We start from the raw sequence: 23821 nt of genomic DNA, 5'->3' as shown, positions 1-23821 counted from the left end.
AGCCCCCGATGATCACCGTTGGCCTGTCGACCCTGGGCTTCTGCAGCCTCGGCATGCTGTCGGCGATGTTCTCCGCGCTGGCCTTCTATGCCGCCTCCCCGCACTGCCGCTGGCCACGCCTGCGCCGTGCCGGGCGCCTGGGCCGGCAGATCGGCCTGGTCGCTGCAGTCGCTGCGCTGTGGCTGTGGATGGCCGAACTGGGCTTTGCCGCCGGCCTGGTGGCGATGCTGTGCACCTGGATGCTGGCCGCCATGCTGCTGCCGGCACTGGCCGCGTGGCACCGCCCCGAAGTGGAGCCGCGCTGATGTGGTCGCGCGCACTGGCCGGCATCTTCGCCGGCTTCTTCCTTGCCGCTGCGGCGACCGGCCTGGTCGCATGGCTGCCGCCGGGCCCCTGGCAGAAGGCCTTGGTGCCGAGCCTGATCGCGTTCGTCCCGTTGTGGATGCTGGCCGCGCTGTGGGCCTTCAGTTTCCGCAGCCCGTTGCGCGCCTGGCTGACCCTGGCCGGTTGCGCGGTGCTTGGCTTCGCCGTACTCGGCCTGCTGCGCCTGGCCGGCGCAGTGCAATGAGATCGACCGCATGAAATTCAGTTCACAGACCCTGCGCACGTTCACCACCCTGCACACCTGGGTCGGCCTGGTCGCCGGCTTCGGGCTGTTCGTGGCGTTCTATGCCGGCGCACTGACCCTGTTCCACCACGACCTCCCGCTGTGGCAGACGCCTGGCGCGGCAACCGCATTGCCGGCCGGCCTGGATGACGCCCAGTACCTGCTCGACGACGTGCTGGCCACGCATGCGGAAGCGCGTCGCCACGTCGGCATGACCTTCCCGGGCGCCGATCATCCGCAGCCGCTGGCCTACTGGCAGGCCGAAGACGGCAGCTGGCGCTATGCATGGCCGGGACAGATCAGCGGCAGTCCGACGCCACCGCAGACCGGGCTGGCCGAACTGGTCAACGAACTGCATTACAGCCTGGGCCTGCCGGTAGCCGGGATCTACGTGATGGGCATCGTCAGCCTGCTGTACGGCATGGCCCTGCTCAGCGGGCTGGTGATCCACCTGCCCAAGCTGCTGGGCGATCTGTTCGCGCTGCGCCCGGGCCGCAATCTCAAACAGCAGTGGCAGGACGCGCACAACGTGATCGGCGTGCTCAGCCTGCCGTTCCACCTGATGTTCGCGGTGACCGGCGCCCTGCTCTGCCTGGTGTTCATGCAGATGGCGGTACTCGATCCCCTGATCTACGACGGCAAGGCGCTGCAGGCGGTACCGACGGCGATGGATACGGCGCCGCTGCGCGAAGCCAGTGGCATCCCTGCCGCACCGGGCAGCCTGCGCGAACTGCACGCGCGGGCGCTGGAAGTGGCCCGCGCGCAGGGCGTGGCCAACTTCGAACCGGCCTACCTGAAACTGGCCAATGGCGGTGATGCCAACGCGACCATCGAAATCACCGGCGAGGCCAGCGGTACGCTTGGCCCGCTCGGCGCTGTCGCGCTGGATGTAGAAAGCGGCCGCGTGCTGGCCAGCCAGCTGCCTGGCCAGCGCGATGCCAATCACGCCACGCTCAGTGCCGCCTACGCCCTGCATTTCGGCGAGTTCGGCAACGGCGTGGTGGTCTGGCTGTACTTCCTGCTCGGCCTCGGCGGCGCCTTCCTGTTCTATTCGGGCAACCTGCTGTGGATCGAGTCGCGCCGTAAGCGCCGTCAGCCGCAGCAGTCGCGCGCGGCCGTCAACATGGCGCGGGCCACGGTGGGCGTCTGCATCGGCCTATGTGTGGCGATCTCGGTGGCCTTCGTGACCGCGCTGGTGCTGGAGCGGGTAGCGCCTGCCCAGGTTGACCACGGCATCCGCTGGGCCTGCTTCGTGACCTGGGCGGCGTGTGCGCTGTGGGCAGCCCTGCGCCGCCCGGCACAGGCGGCGCGCGAACTGCTGTGGGCTGCGGCGATCAGCACCGCGCTGGTGCCGGTGGCGCACGGCGCCCTCAACGGTGACTGGCTGTGGTTGGCCGCCGCACGCGGCCACTGGCCGTTGTTCTGGATCGATGCGATGGCACTGGCGATGGCCTTTGGCTTTGCCCGTCTGGCGTATGCGAGCCAGCGGCGGGCCCGCAACGGTGACCCCAACAGCGTGTGGGCGAACTGACCGGGCCAGCTCGCAGCGAGCGGGTTTACATGGCTTCCACGTAGCGGGCCACTTCGATCAGGTTCCCATCCGGATCACGGAAGTACACCGACTCGATCGGCCCAAGCGCTCCGGTACGCGGCACCGGCCCTTCTTCAATCGTTACCTGCTGGGCCTGCAGGTGGGCCAGCACCGCCTGTACGCCCAGCGGGGTGATCAGGCACAGATCGGCACTGCCACGGGTCGGCAGCAGCGCGTGGGGCTGCAACGGCGCGCTGGCCGGGTGCAGGTTGATCTTCTGCTGGCCGAACTGCAGGGCGACGCGGTCGGCGCCGAAGCGCACGACCTGCATGCCCAGCACGCGCTGGTAGAAGTCGCAGCTGCGCTCGATGTCGGCAACGGTAAGCACCAGATGGTCCAGGCGGTCGATGATGATCATGCACGCAGCTTAGCGCTGCGTGCATGGCGCCGATGTGCGGTTTCAGGCAACAGCGTTTGCCCGTCACCGCCGTACCAGCCCCGGTCCGGAGATGTCGAACCGGTCAGTCGCCGACGCGGGCCTTCTGCCACGGAGCAAGCATGGCGTTGAGCAGGCTGGCCTGCTCGTCGTCACCGGTCAGCTCCCACATGAAGACACCGGCCAGGCCCTGCTCGCGCGCGAACTGCGCACGCAGGCCGATGGAGCGCGGATCCTCGTAGCTGATGAAGATCTTCTGCGCCGGGTTGTACAGCCACGGGCTCTGCGCCTGCGGCTGCCAATGCTTCGTCCAACCCGGCTGGTCGAGATAGCGCGCCTTGATCACCCGCCAGTCACCGGCGTCGGCCGGCGCGCTGTAGGCCTGGTACAGGCCATCCGCCGACTCGCCGGTGACCTTGAAGCCGCGTCCGTAGAACGGCACGCCCAGCACCAGCTTGGCCGCCGGCACGCCATGCTCGCGGTAGTACTGCACGGCACCGGCCACGTTGTTCCAGCGCCGCAGCTCCGGCGCCAGCGGGTCGGCTGGCACTTCATGCAGCGGTGCATTGAAGGTCGACACCGCCGAGAAGCCGGTGCCCATGTCGTAGCTCATCAGGTTGATGAAATCGAACACCTTGGCCAACGCGGGCAGATCGTAGCTGGCGGCGGGGTCGTACGGCCCATCGGTCTGCAGGCGGCCAGCGGCCAGCGCGGCGGTCAGCAGCATCGGCTGCCCCGCCTTCCTGCCGCGGGCATCCAGCGCCAGCCGGAAGGCCTGCGCAAGCTTGGTCAGGTTGGCACGGTCCTGCGGCCGGTGCGCCAGTTCCTTCGGGCCACCGCTGACGGGGAACTCCCAGTCGATGTCCACGCCATCGAAGCTGCCGGCATGGCGCTCGAAGAACAACGCCATGCACGAATCGACCAGGCGCCTGCGGCTGGTCTCGGTCAGCGCCGCATCGGAGAATCCGCCCGCGCCCCAGCCCCCGATCGAAATCAACGTGCGCAGATGCGGATGCCTGCGCTTGAGCTCGGCCAATGCGGCGAAGTTGGCTGGCGCCTCGGCACCGATCGCACAGCGTCCGTCCTCGATGGTGGAAAACGCATAGAACAGATGGGTGAGTCGTTCGGCCGGGATGCTCGATACCGGATAGCGCTCGGCGGAGCCGCCGGGATAGTACGCACCGAAGATCGGCGGTTGCGCCGGTTGCGCCTGCGCGGCAATGGGCAGGGCGCCGGCGATCAGCACTGCAAGTACGGCCAAGGTCTGGCGGAACATGGAAACTCCCGGGTCGAAGGCGCCGCCACGTTAGCAAACAGATCGGCCCGTGGTGCGGATGTCCGTGCATGTCGTCCGCTGGACAGTGGCGTGCCGCTGGAAGCTGACACGGTCGTGGCTGCACAACGTCGAAAGCAGTTCGCTGCAGGACAACACACGACCTGCTTGAGCTAAGGTGGCGCTGGATCTTCACTGGCACACGGACATGACCGCAGACCACGACGCAGACGGCGAACTGCTGGACGACGAAACCCTCGAAAAGCTGCAGGCGCTGGAGGCCCGCGCCTATGCGGCCTTTGATGCGGGCGACCTGGCCGACGCGGCAATCCTGTTCGGCCAGCTCGTCGAATGGACACCCGACATCCCCCACCTGCACTACATGCGCGGGCTGGCACACAAGTACCTGCGCGAGTGGGCGTTGTCGCTGCAGGACAATCTCCGCTCCGAGCAGCTGCGCGATGAAGTCGATGAGGCGACCGCGTGGAATGCGGGAATTGCCGCCACCGGCGCCGGCGACTGGGCCGAGGCGCGCCGGCAATGGACCCGCTGCGGCATCACCCTCCCCGAGGGCGAAGGCCCGATCAACGGCAATTTCGGCGTTGCCTGTGTTCGCCTGAATCCGTGGTCCAGCGGCGAGACCGTGTACATGCGCCGGCTCGATCCGGTGCGCGCGCGGCTGGAAAACGTGCCGCTTCCGGAGAGCGGGTTCCGCTTCGGCGACATCGTGCTGCACGACGGCGCCTCCACCGGGCGCCGGACCTACGGCGAGCGCGAAGTACCGGTGTTCAATGCCATGCAGCGCCTGCAGCAGTCGGACATGGCGACCTACGCCGTGTTCGTGCAATGCGGTTCGCCGGACGACATCGCCGCGCTGCGCGCAATGACGTTGCCCGGCATCGGCCTGGTCGAAGACTGGACCCATTCGGTACGTCACCTGTGCCTGCGCTGCAGCTATGGGGCACCACACCAGCACGATGACGACAGCCACGAGGATGACGGCGGCTGGGTGCGCGAGCGCAATCTCGGTATTGCCGCACAGGGCCGCGCTGCGGTCGAAAAACTGATGTCGGCCTGGGCCGCGGCAGGCACCGGGCGCACGCTCGATGCGATCGAACACCGTGAGCACCCGCAGCAGGGTCCGCAGCCGGGCCAGGTGTGGTGGCTGGGTCACGAACAAGCGGACGAATGACGGCAGGGCGCTGCAGGCCTTGCGGCACAATGCCTTCAGAATTCTTCAGGCGTCCTTCCAGCACTTCAGCCAGCCCTCTGGCCGAATCGGCACTCCTTTCGATGGAGTCCGATCATGCGTTCGCCCCTGCCTGTGTCCACCCTGCTGCTGTGCCTGTACGCCCTCCCCTGCATCGCAGGCCCTGCCCACCCTGATCCTGGCCGCATGCGCGCGCTGGAGCAGGCCATCGCCAGCGATGAGCTGAAACAGATCCGCAGCGTGCTGCTGCAGGTTGATGGACAGGTCGTGTACGAGGGCTATTTCAACGGTGCCGATGCGCAGACCCTGCACGACGTGCGCTCGGCCAGTAAAAGCGTGACCGCCCTGCTGGTCGGCGCAGCGATCGGCGACGGCCGGCTGCCGGGCGTTCGCGCGAAGGTGTACGACTACTTCCCGGCCTTCGTCGCCCAGCACGACGTGGATCCCCGCCTGCGTGGCACCACGGTGGAGGACCTGCTGGCGATGAGCACGCTGTGGGAGTGCGACGACGAGAACCCGTTCTCGGCCGGCCACGAGGAGCGCATGTACGTCGGCGAGCGCTGGCTCGATTTTGCCCTGGCGCTGCCGGTGAAGGGCTTCGCGCCCTGGATGGCGCGCCCGGAGGACAGTCCTCACGGGCGCGCGTTTGCCTACTGCACCGCCAACTCCTTCGTGCTCGGCGCGGTACTGGAACGTGTGACCGGACAACCGCTGGCCGATTACGCAGCCCATGCACTGGAACGACCACTGGGCATCACCCACAGCCAGTGGAACCGTTCCCCCGAGGGCATCGGCATGGGCGGAGGCGGCACACGCTACCGCAGCCGGGACCTGGCCCGCCTTGGCCAGCTCGTGCTTGATGGCGGTCGTTGGCAGGGGCGCCAGCTGGTTCCACGCGACTACGTCGCCGCGATGCTGTCACCGCAGGCAACGGCCGGCGACGGCAGCGATTACGGCTATCAATGGTGGGGCCTGAAACTGACTGTCGGTGGCCAGCCACAGACCGTATGGGCGATGTCCGGCAACGGCGGCAACTACGTGTTCCTGCTGCCGCAACAGCGCGCTGTCGCGGTGGTGACCAGCCAGGCCTACAACCGCAGCATCGCTCACCCGCAGTCGCGCCGCATCCTCACCGAATTCCTGCTGCCGGCGCTGCGCTGAGGTCGGCCAGCCCGGCGGGACGCCAGTCGGCCGCCAGCACCTGCGCACGCTGGCGGCCGATATCGGCATCGATGCGCGCCAGCAGCGGCGCCCAGCCGCGCGCCTCGTGCAGGGACGCAAACAGCGGCGTGGAACGCAACCACGCCGCATCGCGGAAGCCATCATCGACCGCCTGTTGCAGCGCGGTGACGGCAGCCTCCAGGTCGCCTTGCGCCTGCAGCAGCAGGGCCCGCTCAAGCGCGGCATCGGACCAACCGTCGCCGCGCTGCGCCTGTAACATTGCAAGACGCGAAGCCACCCACTCCGGCGATGCCGCGGGCTGCGCGTACAAGGCCGCCAGCGATTGACCGAGCGATTGCTGTGGACGCAGCTGCCGCCCGCGCTCGAAGGCATCGGCAGCAGCGGCGTGATCGCCCGCCAGCAGCGCCAGTTCGCCCTGCAGCCGCAGCAACTGCGGATGTGGCGTGCCGCGTGCCAGCGCCTCGGTCAACGCCTGCCTCGCCCGGCCCGGGTCACCTGCCGCGAACAGACTGCGCGGCCAGGCGATGTTGGCGAAGACGTTGTCCGGATACAGCTGGAAATTTCGCGCGTGGCGCTGCGCGGCCGCGTGAGTGAAACCGAGCAGCTCCAGTTCGCGCGCCACCTGCACATCACGGAAGCGCAGGCGCTCGGGCGCCGTCAATGCAAGATTGGCACGCAGGGCCAGGGCAAGGTGGCCGCGCTCCTGGTGCAGGTAGGCGAGCGAGGCACGGGTGCGCTCGTCGCCCGGATCCAGCGCGATCGCCCGCTCGTATTCGGAAATGGCCTGCGGCATCTGCCCGAGGCAGTCGTAGGCATAACCTCGAAGCGCGTACACAGCACCCTCCTGCGGCGCGAGTTCACGTTCGATGTTGGCCAGCGCCAGCCCTTCCTGGACCTGCTCGGGCGATCCATTGAACAGACAGCCCTGCGCGGACAACGCTCGTGACAGGCCGCGGCGCGCCGGACTGGAATCAGGGTCCACCTGCAATGCCTGCCGGTACAGGGCGATGGCGCGCTCGTTGTTGCTGGCCTGGCCGATGCTGGCGTAATAGTCGGCGCGCTGCAGCAACGGCAGCGGGCCACCGGCCGCCGGCGTGCGCGGCCAGAACGAGGCGGCAGCGGCAAGAACGACGACACCGGCACCTGCAAGCCATGGCCATTTCTTCCGGTGCGCGGTAACGGGCACCGCCGCTGCCGGCGGTGCGATGGTCGGTACTGCACACAACTGATAGCCGCGCCCGCGTACCGAACGGACGTAGCGCGGGCGTCGGCTGTCATCACCCAGCGCCTGCCGCAACAGCTTGACCCGCTGGCTGATCGCATCCTCCCCAACCACTGCAGGTGCCCACACCTGTGCAGCCAGCGTGTCGAAGTCGACAACGTCGTTGCCGTGTGCCAGCAGCACGTCGAACAGGCGCCAGCTCAGCCCCTGGATCGGCAGCACGTCGCCGGCGCGGCTGACCCGCTGCGCGGGGCGGTCGATCTGCAGGTCAAGCAGGCGCAGGGTGTCCATGGGTGAAGCATAGCGCCGCGGCACGACGCCGGCAGCGCCGGACGACAGGCAAAGAAAAAGCGGGCCGAAGCCCGCTTTTTCATTCTGGCGTGTCAACCAAGGTTGACACCTACCGTCATCGACCTACGGTCGATTACTCGGCGGTGGCGCCTTCGCCTTCCTCGACGGCCTTCATCGACAGGCGGATACGGCCCTGCTTGTCGACTTCCAGCACCTTGACCTTGACCACATCGCCTTCCTTCAGCACGTCGCCGACCTTCTCGACGCGGTCGCTGGAGATCTGCGACACGTGGACCAGGCCGTCCTTGCCCGGCAGGATGGTGACGAATGCACCGAAGTCCATGATCTTGGCGACCTTGCCTTCGTAGATGCGGCCCGGCTCGACGTCCGAGGTGATCTGCTCGATGCGGGCCTTGGCGGCCTGGGCAGCGATGGCATTGACCGAAGCGATGACGATGGTGCCGTCATCCTGGATGTCGATCTGGGTGCCGGTTTCCTTGGTGATGGCCTGGATGGTCGAACCACCCTTGCCGATCACTTCGCGGATCTTGTCCGGGTGGATCTTGATGGTCAGCAGGCGCGGCGCGTAGTCCGACAGCTCCTCACGCGGGGCGGTCAGGCCGTGGGCCATTTCGCCCAGGATGTGCAGACGACCAGCCTTGGCCTGCTGCAGAGCCTGCTTCATGATCTCTTCGGTGATGCCTTCGATCTTGATGTCCATCTGCAGGGCGGAGATGCCCTCAGCGGTACCGGCAACCTTGAAGTCCATGTCGCCCAGGTGATCTTCGTCACCCAGGATGTCGGACAGGACGACGAAGCGATCGCCTTCCTTGACCAGGCCCATGGCAATGCCGGCCACCGGAGCCTTCACCGGCACGCCGGCGTCCATCAGGGCCAGCGACGAACCGCAGACCGACGCCATCGACGAGGAACCGTTCGACTCGGTGATTTCCGAGACGACGCGGATGGTGTACGGGAAGGATTCCAGCGACGGCATCACTGCCAGCACGCCGCGCTTGGCCAGACGGCCGTGGCCGATCTCGCGACGCTTCGGGCCCATCATGCGGCCGGTTTCACCCACCGAGTAGGGGGGGAAGTTGTAATGGAACAGGAAGTTCTCTTTGTACTCACCGGAGACGGCATCGATGACCTGGCCATCACGGGCGGTGCCCAGGGTGATGGTCACGATGGCCTGCGTTTCACCGCGGGTGAACAGCGAGGAGCCGTGGGTACGCGGCAGGATGCCGGTCTTCACTGCGATCGGGCGGACGGTGTCCAGCGCACGGCCGTCGATGCGGACCTTGGTGTCCAGCACCGAGTTGCGCATGGTGCTGTATTCCAGCTCGCCGAATTCCTTCGACAGCTCGGCCGGGTTCCAGCCTTCAGCGGCAACGCGGCCGGCCAGCGACTCGACCACGTCCTTCTTGATCGCCGAGATGGCGTCGCGGCGCTGCAGCTTGTCGCGCACCTGGAAGGCCTCGCCCAGACGCGGGCCGATGGCTTCCTGCAGGGCGCTGATCAGCACGTCGTTCTTGGCCGGGGCCACCCAGGTCGACGGCTTGGTGCCGGCTTCCACGGTCAGTTCGTTGATCGCGTTGATGACCTTCTGCATTTCGCGGTGACCGAAGGTCACGGCGCCCAGCATCACGTCTTCGGACAGCAGCGCGGCTTCGGATTCCACCATCAGCACGGCGTTGGCGGTACCGGCAACGACCAGCTCCAGCTCCGAATCCTTCAGTTCGGTCACGGTCGGGTTGAGGATGTACTCACCGTTCTTGTAACCCACCTTGGCGGCGGCGATCGGACCCTTGAACGGGGTGCCGGCCAGCGACAGCGCAGCCGAGGCACCGATCAGGGCCGGGATGTCACCGTCGATGTCCGGGTTCAGCGACATCACGGTGGCGATGATCTGGACTTCGTTCTTGTAGTCTTCCGGGAACAGCGGACGGATCGGACGATCGATCAGACGCGAGATCAGGGTTTCCTTCTCGGTCGCGCGGCCTTCGCGCTTGAAGAAGCCACCCGGGATACGGCCACCGGCGTAGAACTTCTCCTGGTAGTCACAGGTCAGGGGGAAGAAGTCCTGGCCCTCACGCGCGCTCTTGGCGGCAACGGCGGAGACCAGCAGCACGGTGTCGTCGAACTTGACGATGACGGCGCCACCGGCCTGGCGGGCGATTTCGCCGGTCTCAAGCGTGACGGTGTGCTTGCCGTACTGGAAGGTTTTGGTGATTTTTGCCACGGAGGGTGTCCTTGGGGATGCTGTCTGCGAATGGACCGTGGGCGACCCTTGCCGCCAACGGATGACCGGTCATTCCGATCTGAAAAAGGTATTGCGGTGCTACAAAACAAAACCGCGGCGCATCGCTGCGCCGCGGGGGATTCGTTGCTTAGCGACGCAGGCCAAGCTTCTCGATCAGGGCCTTGTAACGCTCGACGTCCTTCTTCTTCAGGTAGTCGAGCAGGCTGCGGCGGCGGTTGACCATCTGCAGCAGACCACGGCGGCTGTGGTGATCCTTCTTGTGGGTCTTGAAGTGGCCGGTCAGCAGTTCGATGCGGGCGGTCAGCAGTGCAACCTGGACTTCCGGGGAGCCGGTATCAGCCGAGCTGCGCTTGTTGTCTTCAATGACCTTCTGGGTGTCGATCGACATGTCTTTTTTTCTCTGTGATGCGTGGCCGGCAGGAACGCGCTTTCGCGCACCGCCTGGCTCGCCGTGAACCAACAAATGGATGAAACCCGCCTTCGGCAGGCTGCCGTAAAACGGCCGCGGAATTGTAACGGCCAGGGGGCTCTGGAACAAGGTCCGGGGCTGAACCGGGCCTCCCCGTTCAGAGGTTGAAGCGGCGCTGCGGGGCCAGCAGACCGCTTTCGTCGACCTGGCCCAGGCCCTGCACCACCGATCCAGGGCCAAACACCGCCACCAGGCCGCGCGGCCAGGAGAGGTCGCGCTGGCGCTGGCCCACGCAGAAGCGCTGGGTCTGCTCGGCGTCCAGGTCAACCCGGGGGTATTCGGACAGGCCCGCCGCCAGCGGCAGCAGCAGCGCGTCCATGGCGGCCTCATCCTGCGCTTCCACCAGAGCCCTCAGCTGCTCCAGGGTGACCATCGCCGGTTCGTGGAACGGTTCCACCCACAGGCGCCGCAGGGCGCTGATGTGCGCGCCACAGCCCAGCGTTTCACCCAGGTCACGGGCCAGACTGCGGATATAGGTGCCCGAGCCGCAGGTGACCCGCAGCCGCAGCCGCTCGGGGTGCTGCTCCAGAATCTCGATGGCGTGGACCTTGACTTGGCGCTCGGGCGCCTCGATGGCGTCGCCACGGCGGGCCTTCACATACAGCGGCTCCCCGCCCTGCTTGAGCGCGGAATAGATCGGCGCACGCTGCAGGATGTCGCCAAGCAGCGGCGCGATCGCCGCCTGCAGGGCCTCGGCGCTGATCACGGGCACCGGCCGCTCGAGCAGCACCTGGCCCTCGGCGTCGTCGGTATCGGTGGTCTGGCCCAGCACGATCTCGGCGTCGTAGGCCTTGGCCGAGCCCAGCAGCAGGCCAGCGATCTTGGTGGCCTCGCCGAAGCACAGCGGCAACAGGCCAGTGGCCAACGGGTCAAGGCTGCCGGTGTGGCCACCCTTCTCCGCACGGAACAGGCGACGGGCGACCTGCAGCGCGGCGTTGGAGCTCATGCCGGTCGGCTTGTCGAGCAGCAGGATGCCATCCAGGCGGCGGAACTGAATTCGGGTCATGACAGGTACGGGTAGCGCCGGGCCATGCCCGGCGAGCGCGCAGCGCGGTCTGCATCAGACATCGCGCAGCCGGAATGCAACAACGCCGGGCATGCCCGGCGTCGCGCGGTTATTCTTCGTCGCCTTCGCGACGCTTTTCGGCGGCCACGGTATCGGGCAGGTCGCGCAACAGGTTGTCGATGCGCTCGCCACGATCGACCGAGTCGTCGTAGTGGAAATGCAGCTCCGGCACATGCCGCAGCTTCATCGCGCGCGCCAGTTCCATGCGCAGACCCCAGGCCAGTTCCTTCAGGCCCTTCACGGCTTCAACCGAACGTTCCGGCATCAGCGCGGTGACGAACACCTTGGCGTGGGCCATGTCGCGGGTGATTTCCACGTCGGACACGCTCACCGAGGGCAACCCGTGCTCACGCACGGCGTTGTGCACCAGGGTGCCGAGTTCACGGCGCAGCTGGGCGGAGACACGGTCGGTTCGATGGAAAGTCTTGGGCACGCGGCAGGCTCTTGTTGGGTTTCGTTGTTGCAGTCTACGGGTTGAAACAGGACCGGCCCGTGAGGGCCGGTCCGTTGCAGCATTACAGGGTGCGCGGCACTTCGATACGCTCGAAGCACTCGATCTGGTCACCCGGCTTGACGTCGTTGTAGGCCTTCACCGCGATACCGCATTCGGTACCGTTGCGGACTTCCTCGACGTTTTCCTTGAAGCGGCGCAGCGATTCCAGCTCGCCTTCGAAGATCACCACGCTGTCGCGCAGGACACGGATCGGCTTGTTGCGCTTGACCACGCCCTCGATGACCATGCTGCCGGCGACGGCACCCAGCTTGGAGCTGCGGAAGACGTCGCGGACCTCGGCGATACCGATGATCTCTTCGCGGATCTCCACGCCCAGCAGACCGGAGGCCACCTGCTTCACCTGATCGATCACGTCATAGATGATCGAGAAGTAACGCAGGTCCACGCCGTTGGATTCGATGATGCGACGGGCCGAAGCATCCGCACGCACGTTGAAGCCGATGACGGTGGCCTTCGAAGCGGCGGCCGAATTGGCATCCGACTCGGTGATGCCGCCCACGCCGGAGTGGATCACGTTGATGCGGATGTCGTCGTTGGACAGCGCCACCAGGGCCTGGCTCAACGCCTGCACCGAACCCTGCACGTCGGCCTTGATGACCAGGTTGAGGACCTGCTGGCCCTCGCCCTTGCCCAGGGTCGCCATGATGTCTTCCATGCGGCTGCCCGCGGTGGCGACCAGGCGCGATTCGCGGCGCTTGGTCTCACGCTGCTGGGCAACGTCCTTGGCCAGACGCTCGTCGTCAACGACGACGAAGTCGTCACCGGCTTCCGGCACGCCGGACAGGCCCAGGACCTGCACCGGGATGGACGGACCAGCGAACTCCGGCTGCTTGCCGGTTTCGTCGAACAGCGCACGCACGCGGCCGTACTGGATGCCGCACACCAGGTAATCGCCCTTCTTCAGGCGGCCCTGCTGCACCAGCACCGTCGCGATCGGGCCACGACCCTTGTCCAGCGACGATTCGATGACCACGCCGTTGGCACGACCGTCGTCGACCGCCTTCAGTTCCAGCAGTTCAGCCTGGACCGAAACAGCTTCCAGCAGATCGTCGATGCCCAGGCCGGTCTTGGCCGAGATCTCCACCATCTGGGTGTCGCCACCGAAGTCTTCGGCCACGACCTGCTCGGAGAGCAGTTCGTTCTTGACCCGCATCGGGTCGGCACCGGACTTGTCGATCTTGTTGATCGCCACGATCAGCGGCACACCCGCCGAACGGGCGTGCTGGATCGCTTCCTTGGTCTGCGGCATGACGCCGTCATCGGCAGCCACGACCAGCACCACGATATCGGTCAGCTTGGCACCGCGGGCGCGCATCGAGGTGAACGCGGCGTGGCCCGGGGTATCCAGGAAGCTGATGACGCCCTTCGGCGTTTCAACGTGGTACGCACCGATGTGCTGGGTGATGCCGCCGGCTTCGCCGGTGGCGACCTTGGTGCGACGGATGTAATCCAGCAGCGAGGTCTTGCCGTGATCGACGTGGCCCATGATGGTGACCACCGGCGGACGCTGCACGGCCTCGCCCTGGTTCTCGCCGGCCGATGCCAACAGCGCGTCTTCGGCGTCGTTGTCGCTGGCGCGGATCGCCTTGTGACCCAGCTCTTCGGTGACCAGTGCCGCAGTGTCGTGGTCGATGGACTGGGTGATGGTGGCCATCACGCCCATCTTGAACAGCGCCTTCACCACCTCGCCGCCCTTCAGCGCGAGCTTCTGCGCCAGGTCGGCCACGGTGATGGTGTCGCCGATCGCCACTTCACGCACGACCGGTGCGGTCGGACGTTCGAAGGCGTGCGGGCCGGAGTTGCCACCGCCGCGCGACATGTCGCGGCGGCCGGACGTCGGACGGCTGCCCGGGCGACCACGGTTGTTGCTGTTGTTGCTGTTGCCACGGCGCGCACGATCGGCGGCGGACAAGTGCATCTGACCGGCAAAGCGATCACCCGGGCCACGCTCGTTGCGCGGCGCGTTGCGATTGTTGCGGTCGTCGCTGCGCGGCGGCGCACTACGCGGAGCAGCCGGGGCTGCAGCCGGAGCGCGCGGCGGGCGCGGCGCGGTTTCGTCGATCGGTGCGCGCACCTTCGGCTGGCTGGCAGCCAATGCCTCGGCAGCCTTGGCGGCGACCGCAGCTTCCTCGGCCGCCTTCTTCTCGGCCTCGGCACGCTCCTTGGCAGCGACCTCTTCCTCGCGCTTGCGGACGATTTCCTCGTCACGCAGGCGGTCCTTCTCGGCCAGTGCCTGCTGCTCGGCGAGGTTGCGTGCGCGCGACTCTTCCAGCTTGCGCAGGATGTCGGCACGCTCTTCGTCCGGGGTCATCGCGCGACCACCATCGGCCTTGACGTAGGTGCGCTTCTGGCGCACTTCCACGTTCACGGTTGTCTTGCTGCGACCGGAATTGACCGTCACTTCCTGCTGCTTGCGACGGTTGAGGGTGATCTTCTTGGCAGACTGATCAGTCTCTTCCGGGGCCTGCTCGGGCTTGCCATGCGAGCGACGAAGGAAGCCCAGGAGCTTCACTTTCTCGGAGCTGGTCACGACCTGGTCGGGACCGCTGAACTTCATGCCGGCACCAGCCAGCTGTTCCAGCAGTTTTTCGACCGGTGTATTGACCAGTTCAGCAAGCTTGCGGATGGTGGTTTGCTGCGACATTCGGATCCTATGATCTTGTGGGCGCCCCCCCGCATCTGGAGGTGGCGCGGATTCTACGCCCTGATCGGCTCAGGGCCCTGTTCATTGCCGGCTCATTCGCCGCGTTCCAGTCGGGCGATTTCCTCGGCACGCGCGGCCAGGATCAGCGCCGCGGCGCGCTCCTGGTCCAGCCCTTCGATGCCGAAGTCCATGACCTCGTCGGCGGCCAGGTCGGACAAGTCCTCGCTGGTACGCACGCCGTGGCCGGCCAACGCATATGCGGTGGCTTCGTCCATGCCCTTCAGGGACAGCAGGTCCTGCGCCGGCTGGCCGTCCTCCAGGCCTTCCTCGACTGCCAGGGCCTCATTGAGCAGCGCATCGCGGGCACGTGCGCGCAGCTCTTCGACGATGTCTTCGTCGAAACCTTCCACGGCCAGCAGTTCGCCGACCGGTACATATGCGATTTCCTCGACCGTGCCGAAGCCTTCGCTGACCAGGATGCCAGCGATTTCCTCGTCCACTTCCAGCTTGTCCATGAACAGCTGGCGAGCCGAAGCCTGCTCGGCTTCCGACTTGGCGGTCACCTGGTCCTGGGTCATCACGTTCAGCTGCCAACCGGTCAGGCGGCTGGCCAGGCGCACGTTCTGGCCGCCCTTGCCGATCGCCTGGGCCAGGCGGTCTTCAGCAACGGCCAGGTCCATCGAATGCTTGTCTTCATCGACGATGATCGACTGCACTTCGGCCGGCGCCATCGCGTTGATGACGAAGTTGGCCGGGTTCTCGTTCCACAGGACGATGTCCACGCGCTCGCCATTGAGCTCGTTGGACACGGCCTGCACGCGCGAACCACGCATGCCGATGCAGGCGCCGATCGGATCGGTGCGGGCATCGTGGGCGAGCACGGCGATCTTGGCGCGGTCGCCCGGATCGCGGGCGCAGGCCTTGATTTCCACCAGGCCCTGGCCGACTTCCGGCACTTCCAGCTTGAACAGCTCGATCATGAATTCCGGCGCTGCGCGGCTGATGAACAGCTGCGGGCCACGCGGCTCCGAACGCACTTCGGCCAGGTAGCCGCGGACGCGGTCGCCGGCACGCAGGACATCACGCGGAATGCCCTTGTCCTTCGGAATGAAGCCTTCGGCGTTGCCGCCCAGGTCGACATAGATGTTGCCGCGCTCGGCGCGCTTGACCACACCAGTGATCAGCTCACCGACGCGATCGGCCCAGGCATCGACCACCTGCTGGCGCTCGGCTTCGCGCACACGCTGCACGATCACCTGCTTGGCGGCCTGGGCGGCGATGCGACCGAAGTCGGGGTTCTCGATCTGCTCTTCGATGTAATCGCCGACATCCACGCCTTCGGCTTCGTCGATGGCGTCCATCAGGCGGATCTGGCGATCCGGCGATTCCATCACTACGTCGTCGGCCACCACTTCCCAGCGGCGGAAGGTTTCGTAGTTGCCATCCTTGTGGTCGATGACCACGCGGGTCAGCACTTCCTCGTCGGGATAGCGCTTCTTCGCTGCCGAGGCCAGGGCGGCCTCGATGGCATCGAAGATCACTTCACGCGGCACGCCCTTCTCGTTGGCGACCGCGTCCACTACCAGCAACAGTTCCTTGCTCATTGGCTCACTCCGCGCGCGGCTTCTTTGCCGCCGGCTCGTTGGAAGAAGAATTCTTGTTCGGCTTCGGACGCTTCGGTGCCGGACCGGTCGGCTTGCTCGGGGCCAGCCCCAGCGCCACCCAGTCAGGCATGATCCGCGCCTTGTCGATGTTGTCGGCCGACACCACCAGTGCGGCGTTGTCGACGATGAAGGTGATGCTGCCCTGCGCCTCATCGATCGCTTCGATGCGACCCTGCAGGCGACGACGGTTTTCCTGCGGCAGCTTCAGGGTGACCTTGGCCGATTCGCCAAGGTGACGACCGAACTGCTCCAGGTTGAACAGCGGGCGATCCACGCCCGGCGAAGACACTTCCAGCGTGTAATTGCCGCTGATCGGGTCTTCGACGTCCATCTGTGCGGACACTTCGCGGCTTACCCGCTCACAGTCGTCCACATTGATGATGCGCTCCGGCTGTTCCGCCAGCGGCACGTCGATGTAAAGGCGAAGGGTCGCACCGCCGGGGGCCGGCAGATACTCAACGCCCAGCAGCTCCAGGCCCAGCGACACAACGGTCGGGGCGAGCAGATTCGCGATGTCGGTTGCCTTGTCGCTCACAGCCTGCCTTGATCTCTTGGTTGGGTGCCGGCCTTGGCCAGCATGGAAACATGACGCCCCGAAAACGACGAAGGGCCCGCTGGGCCCCTTTTCCGGAAAGACTCCGGTGACTGGATTCCGGTTGCAACGCGCTGAACAAGCGTGCTGCGGCCCTCCTTCCGGGTGGATCTCCGATCGGGAGTGCCGCCGTCAGGGGTACTTCTAGGCCGCTGATGATAGCCCCTGCACCGCTCTGGTGCAAGGCTGCGGCCGTCCTGAAACCCTCCGCTGCACTCGCCGGGCATGGCCCGGCGCTACCGGGTGACCGCGCGATGATAGCGCCGGACCATGCCCGGCGGATCGGCGGAAGCCGCAAAGAAAAACGCCCTCGAAGCAGAGCTTCGAAGGCGCATTCTTTACTTGGTAGCGGGGGCAGGATTTGAACCTGCGACCTTCGGGTTATGAGCCCGACGAGCTGCCAGACTGCTCCACCCCGCATCAGAAGCGGAATTATGAGGGATAACTTCAAAACCTGCAAGCTTTTCCTCATTCATCGAATTGGTTGGCGCCGATTCGATGTGTTGGTAGCGGGGGCAGGATTTGAACCTGCGACCTTCGGGTTATGAGCCCGACGAGCTGCCAGACTGCTCCACCCCGCACCGGAAGTGTTTGAACCGCTGCCTCCACTCTGGCGAGGGAGGCGCTCCGCAACGATGTTCTGGCTGAACCGCTGCAGTGACAACTCAAGCTGCGTATATTACACGAATCGCGCAGCTTTGTGTCAACTTTTATGCAAGATGCGCAAATGCCTGCTGGCACCAGACCATGATCGGGTTCCAGGCCAGGCCGAGCGCCAGCAATGCCAGTGCGTTCACGCCCAGCACGACACCCAGCACGCGATCCTTGCTGCGCGGCATGGCCTCGCCCACCGGCTCATCGAAGTACATGACCTTGATGACACGCAGGTAGTAGAAGCAGCCGACCACGGCACACAGCACGCCCAGGATCGCCAGCCACAGCAGGCCGCCATTGATGGCAGCGCCGAGTACGGCCAGCTTGGTCCAGAAACCGAGGAACGGCGGAATGCCTGCCAGCGACGCCATGATGCACAGCACCAGGCCGGCCATCCACGGGTTGCGGGCGTTTAGGCCCTTGAAGTCCTCGATGTTCTCGGCCTCGAAACCGGCGCGCGACAGCGCGATGATCGCGCCGAAAGCAGCAGTCGACATGATCGCGTAGGCCAGGGCGTAGAACAGCGCGGCCGCATAGCCCTGCGAACCGCCGCCGGCGATGCCCATCAGCAGGAAGCCGATATGCGAGACCGTGGAGAACGCCAGCATGCGCTTGAGGTTGCTCTGCGCAATGGCCATCAGGTTGCCGATCACCAGCGAGACCGCGGCCAGGCCAGCGATCAGCAGCTGCAGTTCGGTGGACAGCGGGCCCACGCCCATTTCCAGCAGGCGGTAGGCCATGCCGAAGGCGGCCAGCTTCGGCGCCGAGCTGATGAACAGCGCGACCGGCGCCGGGGCACCCTGGTACACGTCGGGCAGCCACATGTGGAACGGTGCGGCACCCAGCTTGAAGGCAACGCCGGCAATCATGAACACCGCGCCGGTGACCAGCAGCACGCGCTCTTCCGAGTGCGGGATGGCGGCCTGGATGGCGTCCAAGTGCAGGCTGCCGGTGGCACCGTAGATCAGCGACATGCCGTACAGCAGCAGGCCCGAGGCCAGCGAACCGAGCACGATGTACTTCATCGCCGCTTCCGAGGCCAAGCCGTTGTCACGGTTGCTGGCAACCAGTGCGTAGGAGCACAGGGCCAGCAGTTCCAGGCCCAGGTACACCATCAGCAGGCTGCCGGCGGACACCAGGATCATCATGCCGGCGGTGCCGAACAGGATCAGCACCGGAATCTCGCCCTGGAACAGCTTGCGCTCGCGCAGGTAGCCCCAGCCGTAGATCAGGGTCAGGCCGCTGAGCAGCACGATCCCGGTCTTCATCACGTCCGCGGCGGTATCGCGCACGAACATGCCATGGAAGACCTCCCCCTGCCCGCCCACGCCGGTGGCCAGCATGAACAGCACCACGGCCAGTGCGGCGACCGAGAACAGGTGGGTGACGATCTTGTTCCGTTCGCTGACGAACAGGTCGAGGATCATCAGGGCGAAGGCACTGCCGATCAGCACCAGCTCGGGAGCGAGCGGTGGCAGGTCAGCAGCGGTCAGTGGCAGCAGCGGCGAGGTGGTCATCATCAAATCCTGGAATTACAGCAACTTGCTGGATGCGATCTGCATCGCCAGCTTTGCGATCGAGGGCTCCATCAGGTCGGTCAGCGGCTTGGGGTAGATGCCCAGGGCCAGTACGCCAATGGCGAACACGCCCAGCACCAGCCATTCGCGGCCGTTGATGTCCTTCAGTTCGGCGACGTGGCTGTTGGCCACCTCACCGAAGAAGATGCGCTTGTACAGCCACAGGGTGTAGGCCGCACCGATGATCAGGGTGGTGGCTGCGCCCAGGGCGATCCACGGGTTCCGCTGGAACGCCGACAGGATGACCATGAATTCACCGACGAAACCGCTGGTGCCCGGCAGGCCGGCGTTGGCCATGAAGAACAGCATGGCGAACGTGGCGAACCACGGCATCACGTTGACCACGCCGCCGTAATCGGCGATGCGGCGGCTGTGCATGCGGTCGTACAGCACGCCGACGCAGGAGAACATCGCGCCGGACACGAAGCCGTGCGAGATCATCTGCACCATGGCGCCCTGCAGTCCCAGGCGGGCCGCATCGACGTTGCCGGCTTCACGCACCAGCCACAGGGCGATGAAGGTACCCAGGGTGACAAAGCCCATGTGCGCGATCGATGAATAGGCGATCAGCTTCTTCATGTCGTCCTGCACCAGGGCAACCAGGCCGACGTAGATCACTGCGATCAGCGACAGCGCGATGACCAGCCATGCCCATTCCTGCGAGGCATCGGGAACGATCGGCAGGTTGAAGCGCAGGAAGCCGTATCCACCGATCTTCAGCGCGATGGCGGCCAGGATCACCGAACCGGCGGTCGGCGCTTCCACGTGCGCGTCCGGCAGCCAGGTATGCACCGGGAACATCGGCACCTTGACCGCGAACGCGATCAGGAAGGCGAAGAAGATCCAGGTCTGTTCCTTGCCCGACAGCTGCAGTGCGTAGAGGTCGGCCAGCTGGAAGCTGCCGCCCTTCATGTACAGGTAGATCAGCGCCACCAGCATCAGCACCGAGCCGAGGAAGGTGTACAGGAAGAACTTCAGTGCGGCGTAGATGCGACGCGGGCCACCCCAGACACCGATGATCAGGAACATCGGGATCAGCATCGCCTCGAAGAACACGTAGAACAGCATCGCGTCCGTGGCGGCGAAGATGCCGACGGTGACACCTTCCAGGATCAGGAAAGCGGCCACGTACTGGTTCACGCGCTTGTCGATCGCGCTCCAGGCGCCGATCAGGGCGAGCACGCTGACCAGCGTGGTGAGCAGGATCAGCGCTACGGCGATGCCGTCCACGCCCAGGTTGTAGCCGATGTTGTAGGTCGGGATCCAGGCGTGGGTCTCGACGAACTGCAGCGCGTCGATGCCCGGGTTGTAGCCGCCCAGCAGCGACAGACTCGCCACGAAGGTCAGCACCGCGACGCCCAGCGACGCCCAGCGGGCGGTCTGCGCATCACGGATCGCAAGGATCAGGGCACCGCCGAGGATCGGCAGCCAGATGAGGACACTGAGTAGAGGCCAGTTCGACACGTCTTCTTATTCCGTACAGGTCATCAACGCAGGTAATGCATCAGCACGCCCAGGAGGGCAATCAGGCCGATGATCATCGCGAAGGCGTAGTGATAGAGGAAACCGGATTGGGTACGGCGCAGCACGCTGGCTGCGACGTCCACAACACGTGCCGAGAGATTGACCACACCGTCGACGATGTTGCTGTCGATCCAGCGCGAGACCTTGCCCAGCTTGACGCTGCCACCGGCAAAGCCATCGATCCACAGCTTGTCGAAGCCGTACTTGTTTTCCAGCACGGACACCACCGGGGCGAAGGTCTTGCGTGCCTTGCCCGACAGGTCCGGCTTCCACAGGTAGAACAACGCAGCCAGCAGGAAGCCTGCCAGGGTCAGCCAGAACGGCGGCAGCATCATGCCGTGCAGCGCGAACGCCACCGGACCATGGAACTCCTCGCCCAGGAAGGCCACGGTGTTCTTGGCCGGATCGTAGAAATCGACGATGCCGGTGAAGAACGTGTTGACCTGGCCCTTGATCGCCGCATGGGCGTGGTGACCGGCCCAGTCGGTGCCATGCAGCATCGGACCGATGCTGAAGAAACCGATGGCGATCGACGGGATGGCCAGCAGGATCAGCGGCAGCGTCACCACCCACGGCGTTTCATGCGGCTCATGCGGACCGTGGCCATGGCCGTGGTCGTCATGCGCGTCGGCATGATGTGCATCGGCAGCATGGTGGTCGTCATGACCATGGCCATGATCGTCATGCGCGTCGCGGAAGCGTTCCTTGCCGTGGAAGGTCAGGAACAGCAGGCGGAAGCTGTAGAAGCTGGTCACCAGCACGCCACCCAGCACCGCCCAGTAACCATAGGTGGCCACCCAGCTGTTCTGCATGTGGGCGTGGATCTCGGCGGCCTCGATGATGGTGTCCTTCGAGTAGAAGCCGGAGAAGAACGGCGTACCGACCAGGGCCAGGGTACCGATCCACATGGTGATGAAGGTGATCGGCATGTACTTGCGCAGGCCGCCCATCTTGCGCATGTCCTGCTCGTGGTGCATCGCGATGATGACCGAGCCGGCACCCAGGAACAGCAGCGCCTTGAAGAAGGCATGGGTCATCAGGTGGAACACGGCAGCGGAGTACGCCGACACGCCCAGCGCCACGGTCATGTAACCCAGCTGGGACAGCGTGGAGTACGCGACGACGCGCTTGATGTCGTTCTGCACGATGCCGATCAGGCCGGTGAAGAACGCGGTGGTGGCACCGATGAACAGGATGAAGTTCAACGCGGTCTGCGACAGCTCGAACAGCGGCGACATGCGGGTGACCATGAAGATACCGGCGGTCACCATCGTCGCGGCGTGGATCAGTGCCGAGATCGGGGTCGGGCCTTCCATCGAATCAGGCAGCCAGACGTGCAGCGGAACCTGGGCCGACTTGCCCATCGCACCGATGAACAGGCCGATGCAGATGACGGTGGCGATCGACCAGATCACCGGCTCGTTCAGCAGCTGCATGCCGAACATGGTGCCGTCCCAGATCTGCAGCTGGGCGCGCGGGTCGGCGAGCATGCCGGCCTGCGAGAACACCTGCGAATAGTCCAGGGTACCGAACACCCACAACACGCCAGCGATGCCCAGCAGGAAGCCGAAGTCGCCGACGCGGTTGACCAGGAACGCCTTCATGTTGGCGAAGATCGCGGTCGGGCGCTTGAACCAGAAACCGATCAGCAGGTACGACACCAGGCCCACTGCTTCCCAGCCGAAGAACAGCTGCAGGAAGTTGTTGCTCATCACCAGGGTGAGCATCGAGAAGGTGAACAGCGAGATGTAGCTGAAGAACCGCTGGTAACCCGGATCATCCTGCATGTAGCCGATCGTGTAGATGTGGACCAGCAGCGACACGAAGGTCACCACCACCATCATCATCGCGGTCAGCTTGTCGACCATGAAGCCGACGTGGGCCGAGTACTGGCCGACTTCGAAGAACGTGTACAGGTTCTGGTTGAACGGCTGCGCCCCGCCCCACAGCAGCTGGTAGAGCGTGTGCATCGACAGGCCGCAGGCAACCGCGACACCGAGGATCGTGATGGTCTGCGCGCCGAAGCGCTTGACCTGGCGACCGAACAGGCCGGCGATGATGCTGCCGAACAGCGGTGCAAGCACCACTGCGATCAACAGACTCTTGGAGAGAGTGATTTCCATCTGTGGATCAGCCCTTCAACGAATCGACTTCGCCGACATTGATCGTGCGGCGTGTACGGAACAGGGTCACCAGGATCGCCAGGCCGATGGCGGCCTCGGCAGCAGCCACGGTCAGGATGAAGAACACGAACAGCTGGCCGGCCGTGTCCCCCAGTTCCCGGGAGAACCCGACGAAATTGATGTTGACCGACAGCAGCATCAACTCGATGGACATCAGCAGGACGATGATGTTCTTTCGGTTGAGGAAGATGCCGGCGAGGCTGATGCAGAACAGCACCGCGCCCAGCGCCAGGATGTGGCCCAGAGTGATCGAGATCATGCCTTGGTCTCCTCGTCGCCCGCGGCCGGCGTGCTGTTGCTGTGGATCTGCGGCTGTTCGGCGTCCATCTTGACCATGCGCAGGCGGTCGTGTGCCTTGACCATGGTCTGCTGCGACGGGTTCTGCGTCTTCAGGCCTTCACGACGGCGCAGGGTCAGCATCACCGCGGCGACCACGGCCACGGTCAGGATGACGGCGGCGAACTCGAACGGCAGCAGGTACTCGGTGAACAGGCTGCGTGCCAGCCAGGTGACGTTGGAACTGTCGGCGGCGAGCGCGGCGGCGTTGTCGGCCGGGAACGGGTTGACCGTCCTGCCCTTCACGCCGATCAGGATCAGCATCTGCACCAGCATCGCCACGGCCACGATCAGGCCGACCGGCAGGTAGCGCACCCAGCCTTCACGCAGCTTGTCCGGATCGATGTCGAGCATCATCACCACGAACAGGAACAACACCATCACCGCACCAACGTAGACCAGCACCAGTGCCACGCCGAGGAACTCGGCGCCGACCAGCAGCCACACGCAGGCGATGGAGAAGAAGGTCAGCACCAGGCACAGGACGGCGTGCACGGGGTTGCGCACGCTGATCACCGCACCGGCCGAAACCGTTGCCGCGATGGCGAAGACCCAGAAAGCGATATTTACCCAATCCATCTCT

General features: G+C 65.5%; 20 protein-coding genes and 2 tRNA genes. 5 read left to right on the top strand and 17 right to left on the bottom strand.

What is annotated here, in order from left to right:
* Positions 1–8: 8 nt before the first annotated feature.
* From M2299_RS09170 to M2299_RS09160, 3 genes are read left to right on the top strand one after another with little or no spacing between them, the layout of a single operon-like run.
* A complete protein-coding gene (locus M2299_RS09170) occupies positions 9–305 on the top strand; it encodes a hypothetical protein (RefSeq protein ID WP_280884234.1) in 297 nt (98 codons plus the stop codon).
* Positions 305–568, top strand: coding sequence for a hypothetical protein (locus tag M2299_RS09165; protein ID WP_099784902.1), 264 nt, complete (start codon positions 305–307; stop codon positions 566–568). The genes M2299_RS09170 and M2299_RS09165 overlap by 1 nt, the downstream gene beginning before the upstream one ends.
* Before the next feature lie 10 nt (positions 569–578).
* Positions 579–2138 carry a PepSY-associated TM helix domain-containing protein gene (locus M2299_RS09160; protein ID WP_280884233.1) on the top strand — a complete coding sequence of 520 codons (1560 nt, stop codon included), beginning with the start codon at positions 579–581 and terminating at the stop codon, positions 2136–2138.
* A gap of 25 nt (positions 2139–2163) precedes the next feature.
* On the opposite strand, the gene M2299_RS09155 is transcribed toward M2299_RS09160, so the two are convergent.
* Both M2299_RS09155 and M2299_RS09150 read right to left on the bottom strand, forming a co-directional pair.
* Positions 2164–2556: a VOC family protein gene (locus M2299_RS09155; RefSeq protein WP_100436712.1), complete on the bottom strand. Its 393-nt coding sequence runs from the start codon at positions 2554–2556 to the stop codon at positions 2164–2166.
* Between the two features lie 103 nt (positions 2557–2659).
* Positions 2660–3850 (bottom strand): glycoside hydrolase family 18 protein, encoded by a 1191-nt coding sequence (locus M2299_RS09150; RefSeq protein WP_025876245.1) that lies wholly within the window; start codon positions 3848–3850, stop codon positions 2660–2662.
* A 205-nt stretch (positions 3851–4055) separates the two neighbouring features.
* On the opposite strand from M2299_RS09150, the gene M2299_RS09145 reads away from it, so the two are divergent.
* A complete protein-coding gene (locus M2299_RS09145) occupies positions 4056–5039 on the top strand; it encodes a hypothetical protein (RefSeq protein ID WP_280884232.1) in 984 nt (327 codons plus the stop codon).
* A gap of 114 nt (positions 5040–5153) precedes the next feature.
* Positions 5154–6218, top strand: a complete 1065-nt coding sequence (locus M2299_RS09140; RefSeq protein ID WP_100436713.1) for a serine hydrolase — start codon at positions 5154–5156, stop codon at positions 6216–6218.
* On the opposite strand, the gene M2299_RS09135 is transcribed toward M2299_RS09140, so the two are convergent.
* The 15 genes from M2299_RS09135 to M2299_RS09065 all read right to left on the bottom strand — a co-directional run bounded on the left by M2299_RS09135 (position 6187) and on the right by M2299_RS09065 (position 23817).
* Positions 6187–7752 (bottom strand): tetratricopeptide repeat protein, encoded by a 1566-nt coding sequence (locus M2299_RS09135; protein ID WP_280884231.1) that lies wholly within the window; start codon positions 7750–7752, stop codon positions 6187–6189. The two genes, M2299_RS09140 and M2299_RS09135, sit on opposite strands and share 32 nt — an antisense overlap.
* Before the next feature lie 133 nt (positions 7753–7885).
* Positions 7886–9994, bottom strand: coding sequence for a polyribonucleotide nucleotidyltransferase (gene pnp / locus M2299_RS09130; protein WP_025876239.1), 2109 nt, complete (start codon positions 9992–9994; stop codon positions 7886–7888).
* A 148-nt stretch (positions 9995–10142) separates the two neighbouring features.
* A complete protein-coding gene (gene rpsO / locus M2299_RS09125; RefSeq protein WP_005410445.1) occupies positions 10143–10403 on the bottom strand; it encodes a 30S ribosomal protein S15 in 261 nt (86 codons plus the stop codon).
* A 178-nt stretch (positions 10404–10581) separates the two neighbouring features.
* Positions 10582–11490, bottom strand: a complete 909-nt coding sequence (gene truB, locus M2299_RS09120) for a tRNA pseudouridine(55) synthase TruB (protein ID WP_280884230.1) — start codon at positions 11488–11490, stop codon at positions 10582–10584.
* 109 nt (positions 11491–11599) lie between these two features.
* Entirely contained in the window at positions 11600–11983 is a 384-nt protein-coding gene (gene rbfA / locus M2299_RS09115; protein WP_025876229.1) for a 30S ribosome-binding factor RbfA, read from the bottom strand.
* A gap of 82 nt (positions 11984–12065) precedes the next feature.
* A complete protein-coding gene (gene infB, locus M2299_RS09110; RefSeq protein ID WP_025876227.1) occupies positions 12066–14708 on the bottom strand; it encodes a translation initiation factor IF-2 in 2643 nt (880 codons plus the stop codon).
* A 92-nt stretch (positions 14709–14800) separates the two neighbouring features.
* On the bottom strand, positions 14801–16312 hold the full coding sequence (gene nusA / locus M2299_RS09105) for a transcription termination factor NusA (RefSeq protein ID WP_025876225.1): 1512 nt from the start codon (positions 16310–16312) through the stop codon (positions 14801–14803).
* 4 nt (positions 16313–16316) lie between these two features.
* Positions 16317–16907: a ribosome maturation factor RimP gene (gene rimP / locus M2299_RS09100; protein ID WP_025876223.1), complete on the bottom strand. Its 591-nt coding sequence runs from the start codon at positions 16905–16907 to the stop codon at positions 16317–16319.
* Between the two features lie 400 nt (positions 16908–17307).
* Positions 17308–17384: transfer RNA gene (locus M2299_RS09095), tRNA-Met, on the bottom strand.
* 84 nt (positions 17385–17468) lie between these two features.
* A tRNA-Met gene (locus M2299_RS09090) sits at positions 17469–17545 on the bottom strand.
* 129 nt (positions 17546–17674) lie between these two features.
* Entirely contained in the window at positions 17675–19135 is a 1461-nt protein-coding gene (nuoN, locus tag M2299_RS09085; protein WP_025876222.1) for an NADH-quinone oxidoreductase subunit NuoN, read from the bottom strand.
* Positions 19136–19150: 15 nt separating this feature from the next.
* Positions 19151–20659, bottom strand: a complete 1509-nt coding sequence (locus M2299_RS09080; RefSeq protein ID WP_025876221.1) for an NADH-quinone oxidoreductase subunit M — start codon at positions 20657–20659, stop codon at positions 19151–19153.
* 23 nt (positions 20660–20682) lie between these two features.
* Complete coding sequence (gene nuoL / locus M2299_RS09075; RefSeq protein WP_140226410.1) at positions 20683–22842, bottom strand: NADH-quinone oxidoreductase subunit L; 2160 nt, start codon at positions 22840–22842, stop codon at positions 20683–20685.
* 7 nt (positions 22843–22849) lie between these two features.
* Complete coding sequence (gene nuoK, locus M2299_RS09070) at positions 22850–23161, bottom strand: NADH-quinone oxidoreductase subunit NuoK (protein ID WP_032951897.1); 312 nt, start codon at positions 23159–23161, stop codon at positions 22850–22852.
* Positions 23158–23817: an NADH-quinone oxidoreductase subunit J gene (locus tag M2299_RS09065; RefSeq protein WP_025876216.1), complete on the bottom strand. Its 660-nt coding sequence runs from the start codon at positions 23815–23817 to the stop codon at positions 23158–23160. Before M2299_RS09065 ends, nuoK begins: the two co-directional genes overlap by 4 nt.
* Positions 23818–23821 lie beyond the last annotated feature (4 nt).

The organism is Stenotrophomonas sp. 1278 (assembly GCF_029892765.1).
Taxonomy (GTDB): domain Bacteria; phylum Pseudomonadota; class Gammaproteobacteria; order Xanthomonadales; family Xanthomonadaceae; genus Stenotrophomonas; species Stenotrophomonas indicatrix.
This window is presented reverse-complemented; position numbering and strand designations above follow the sequence as displayed.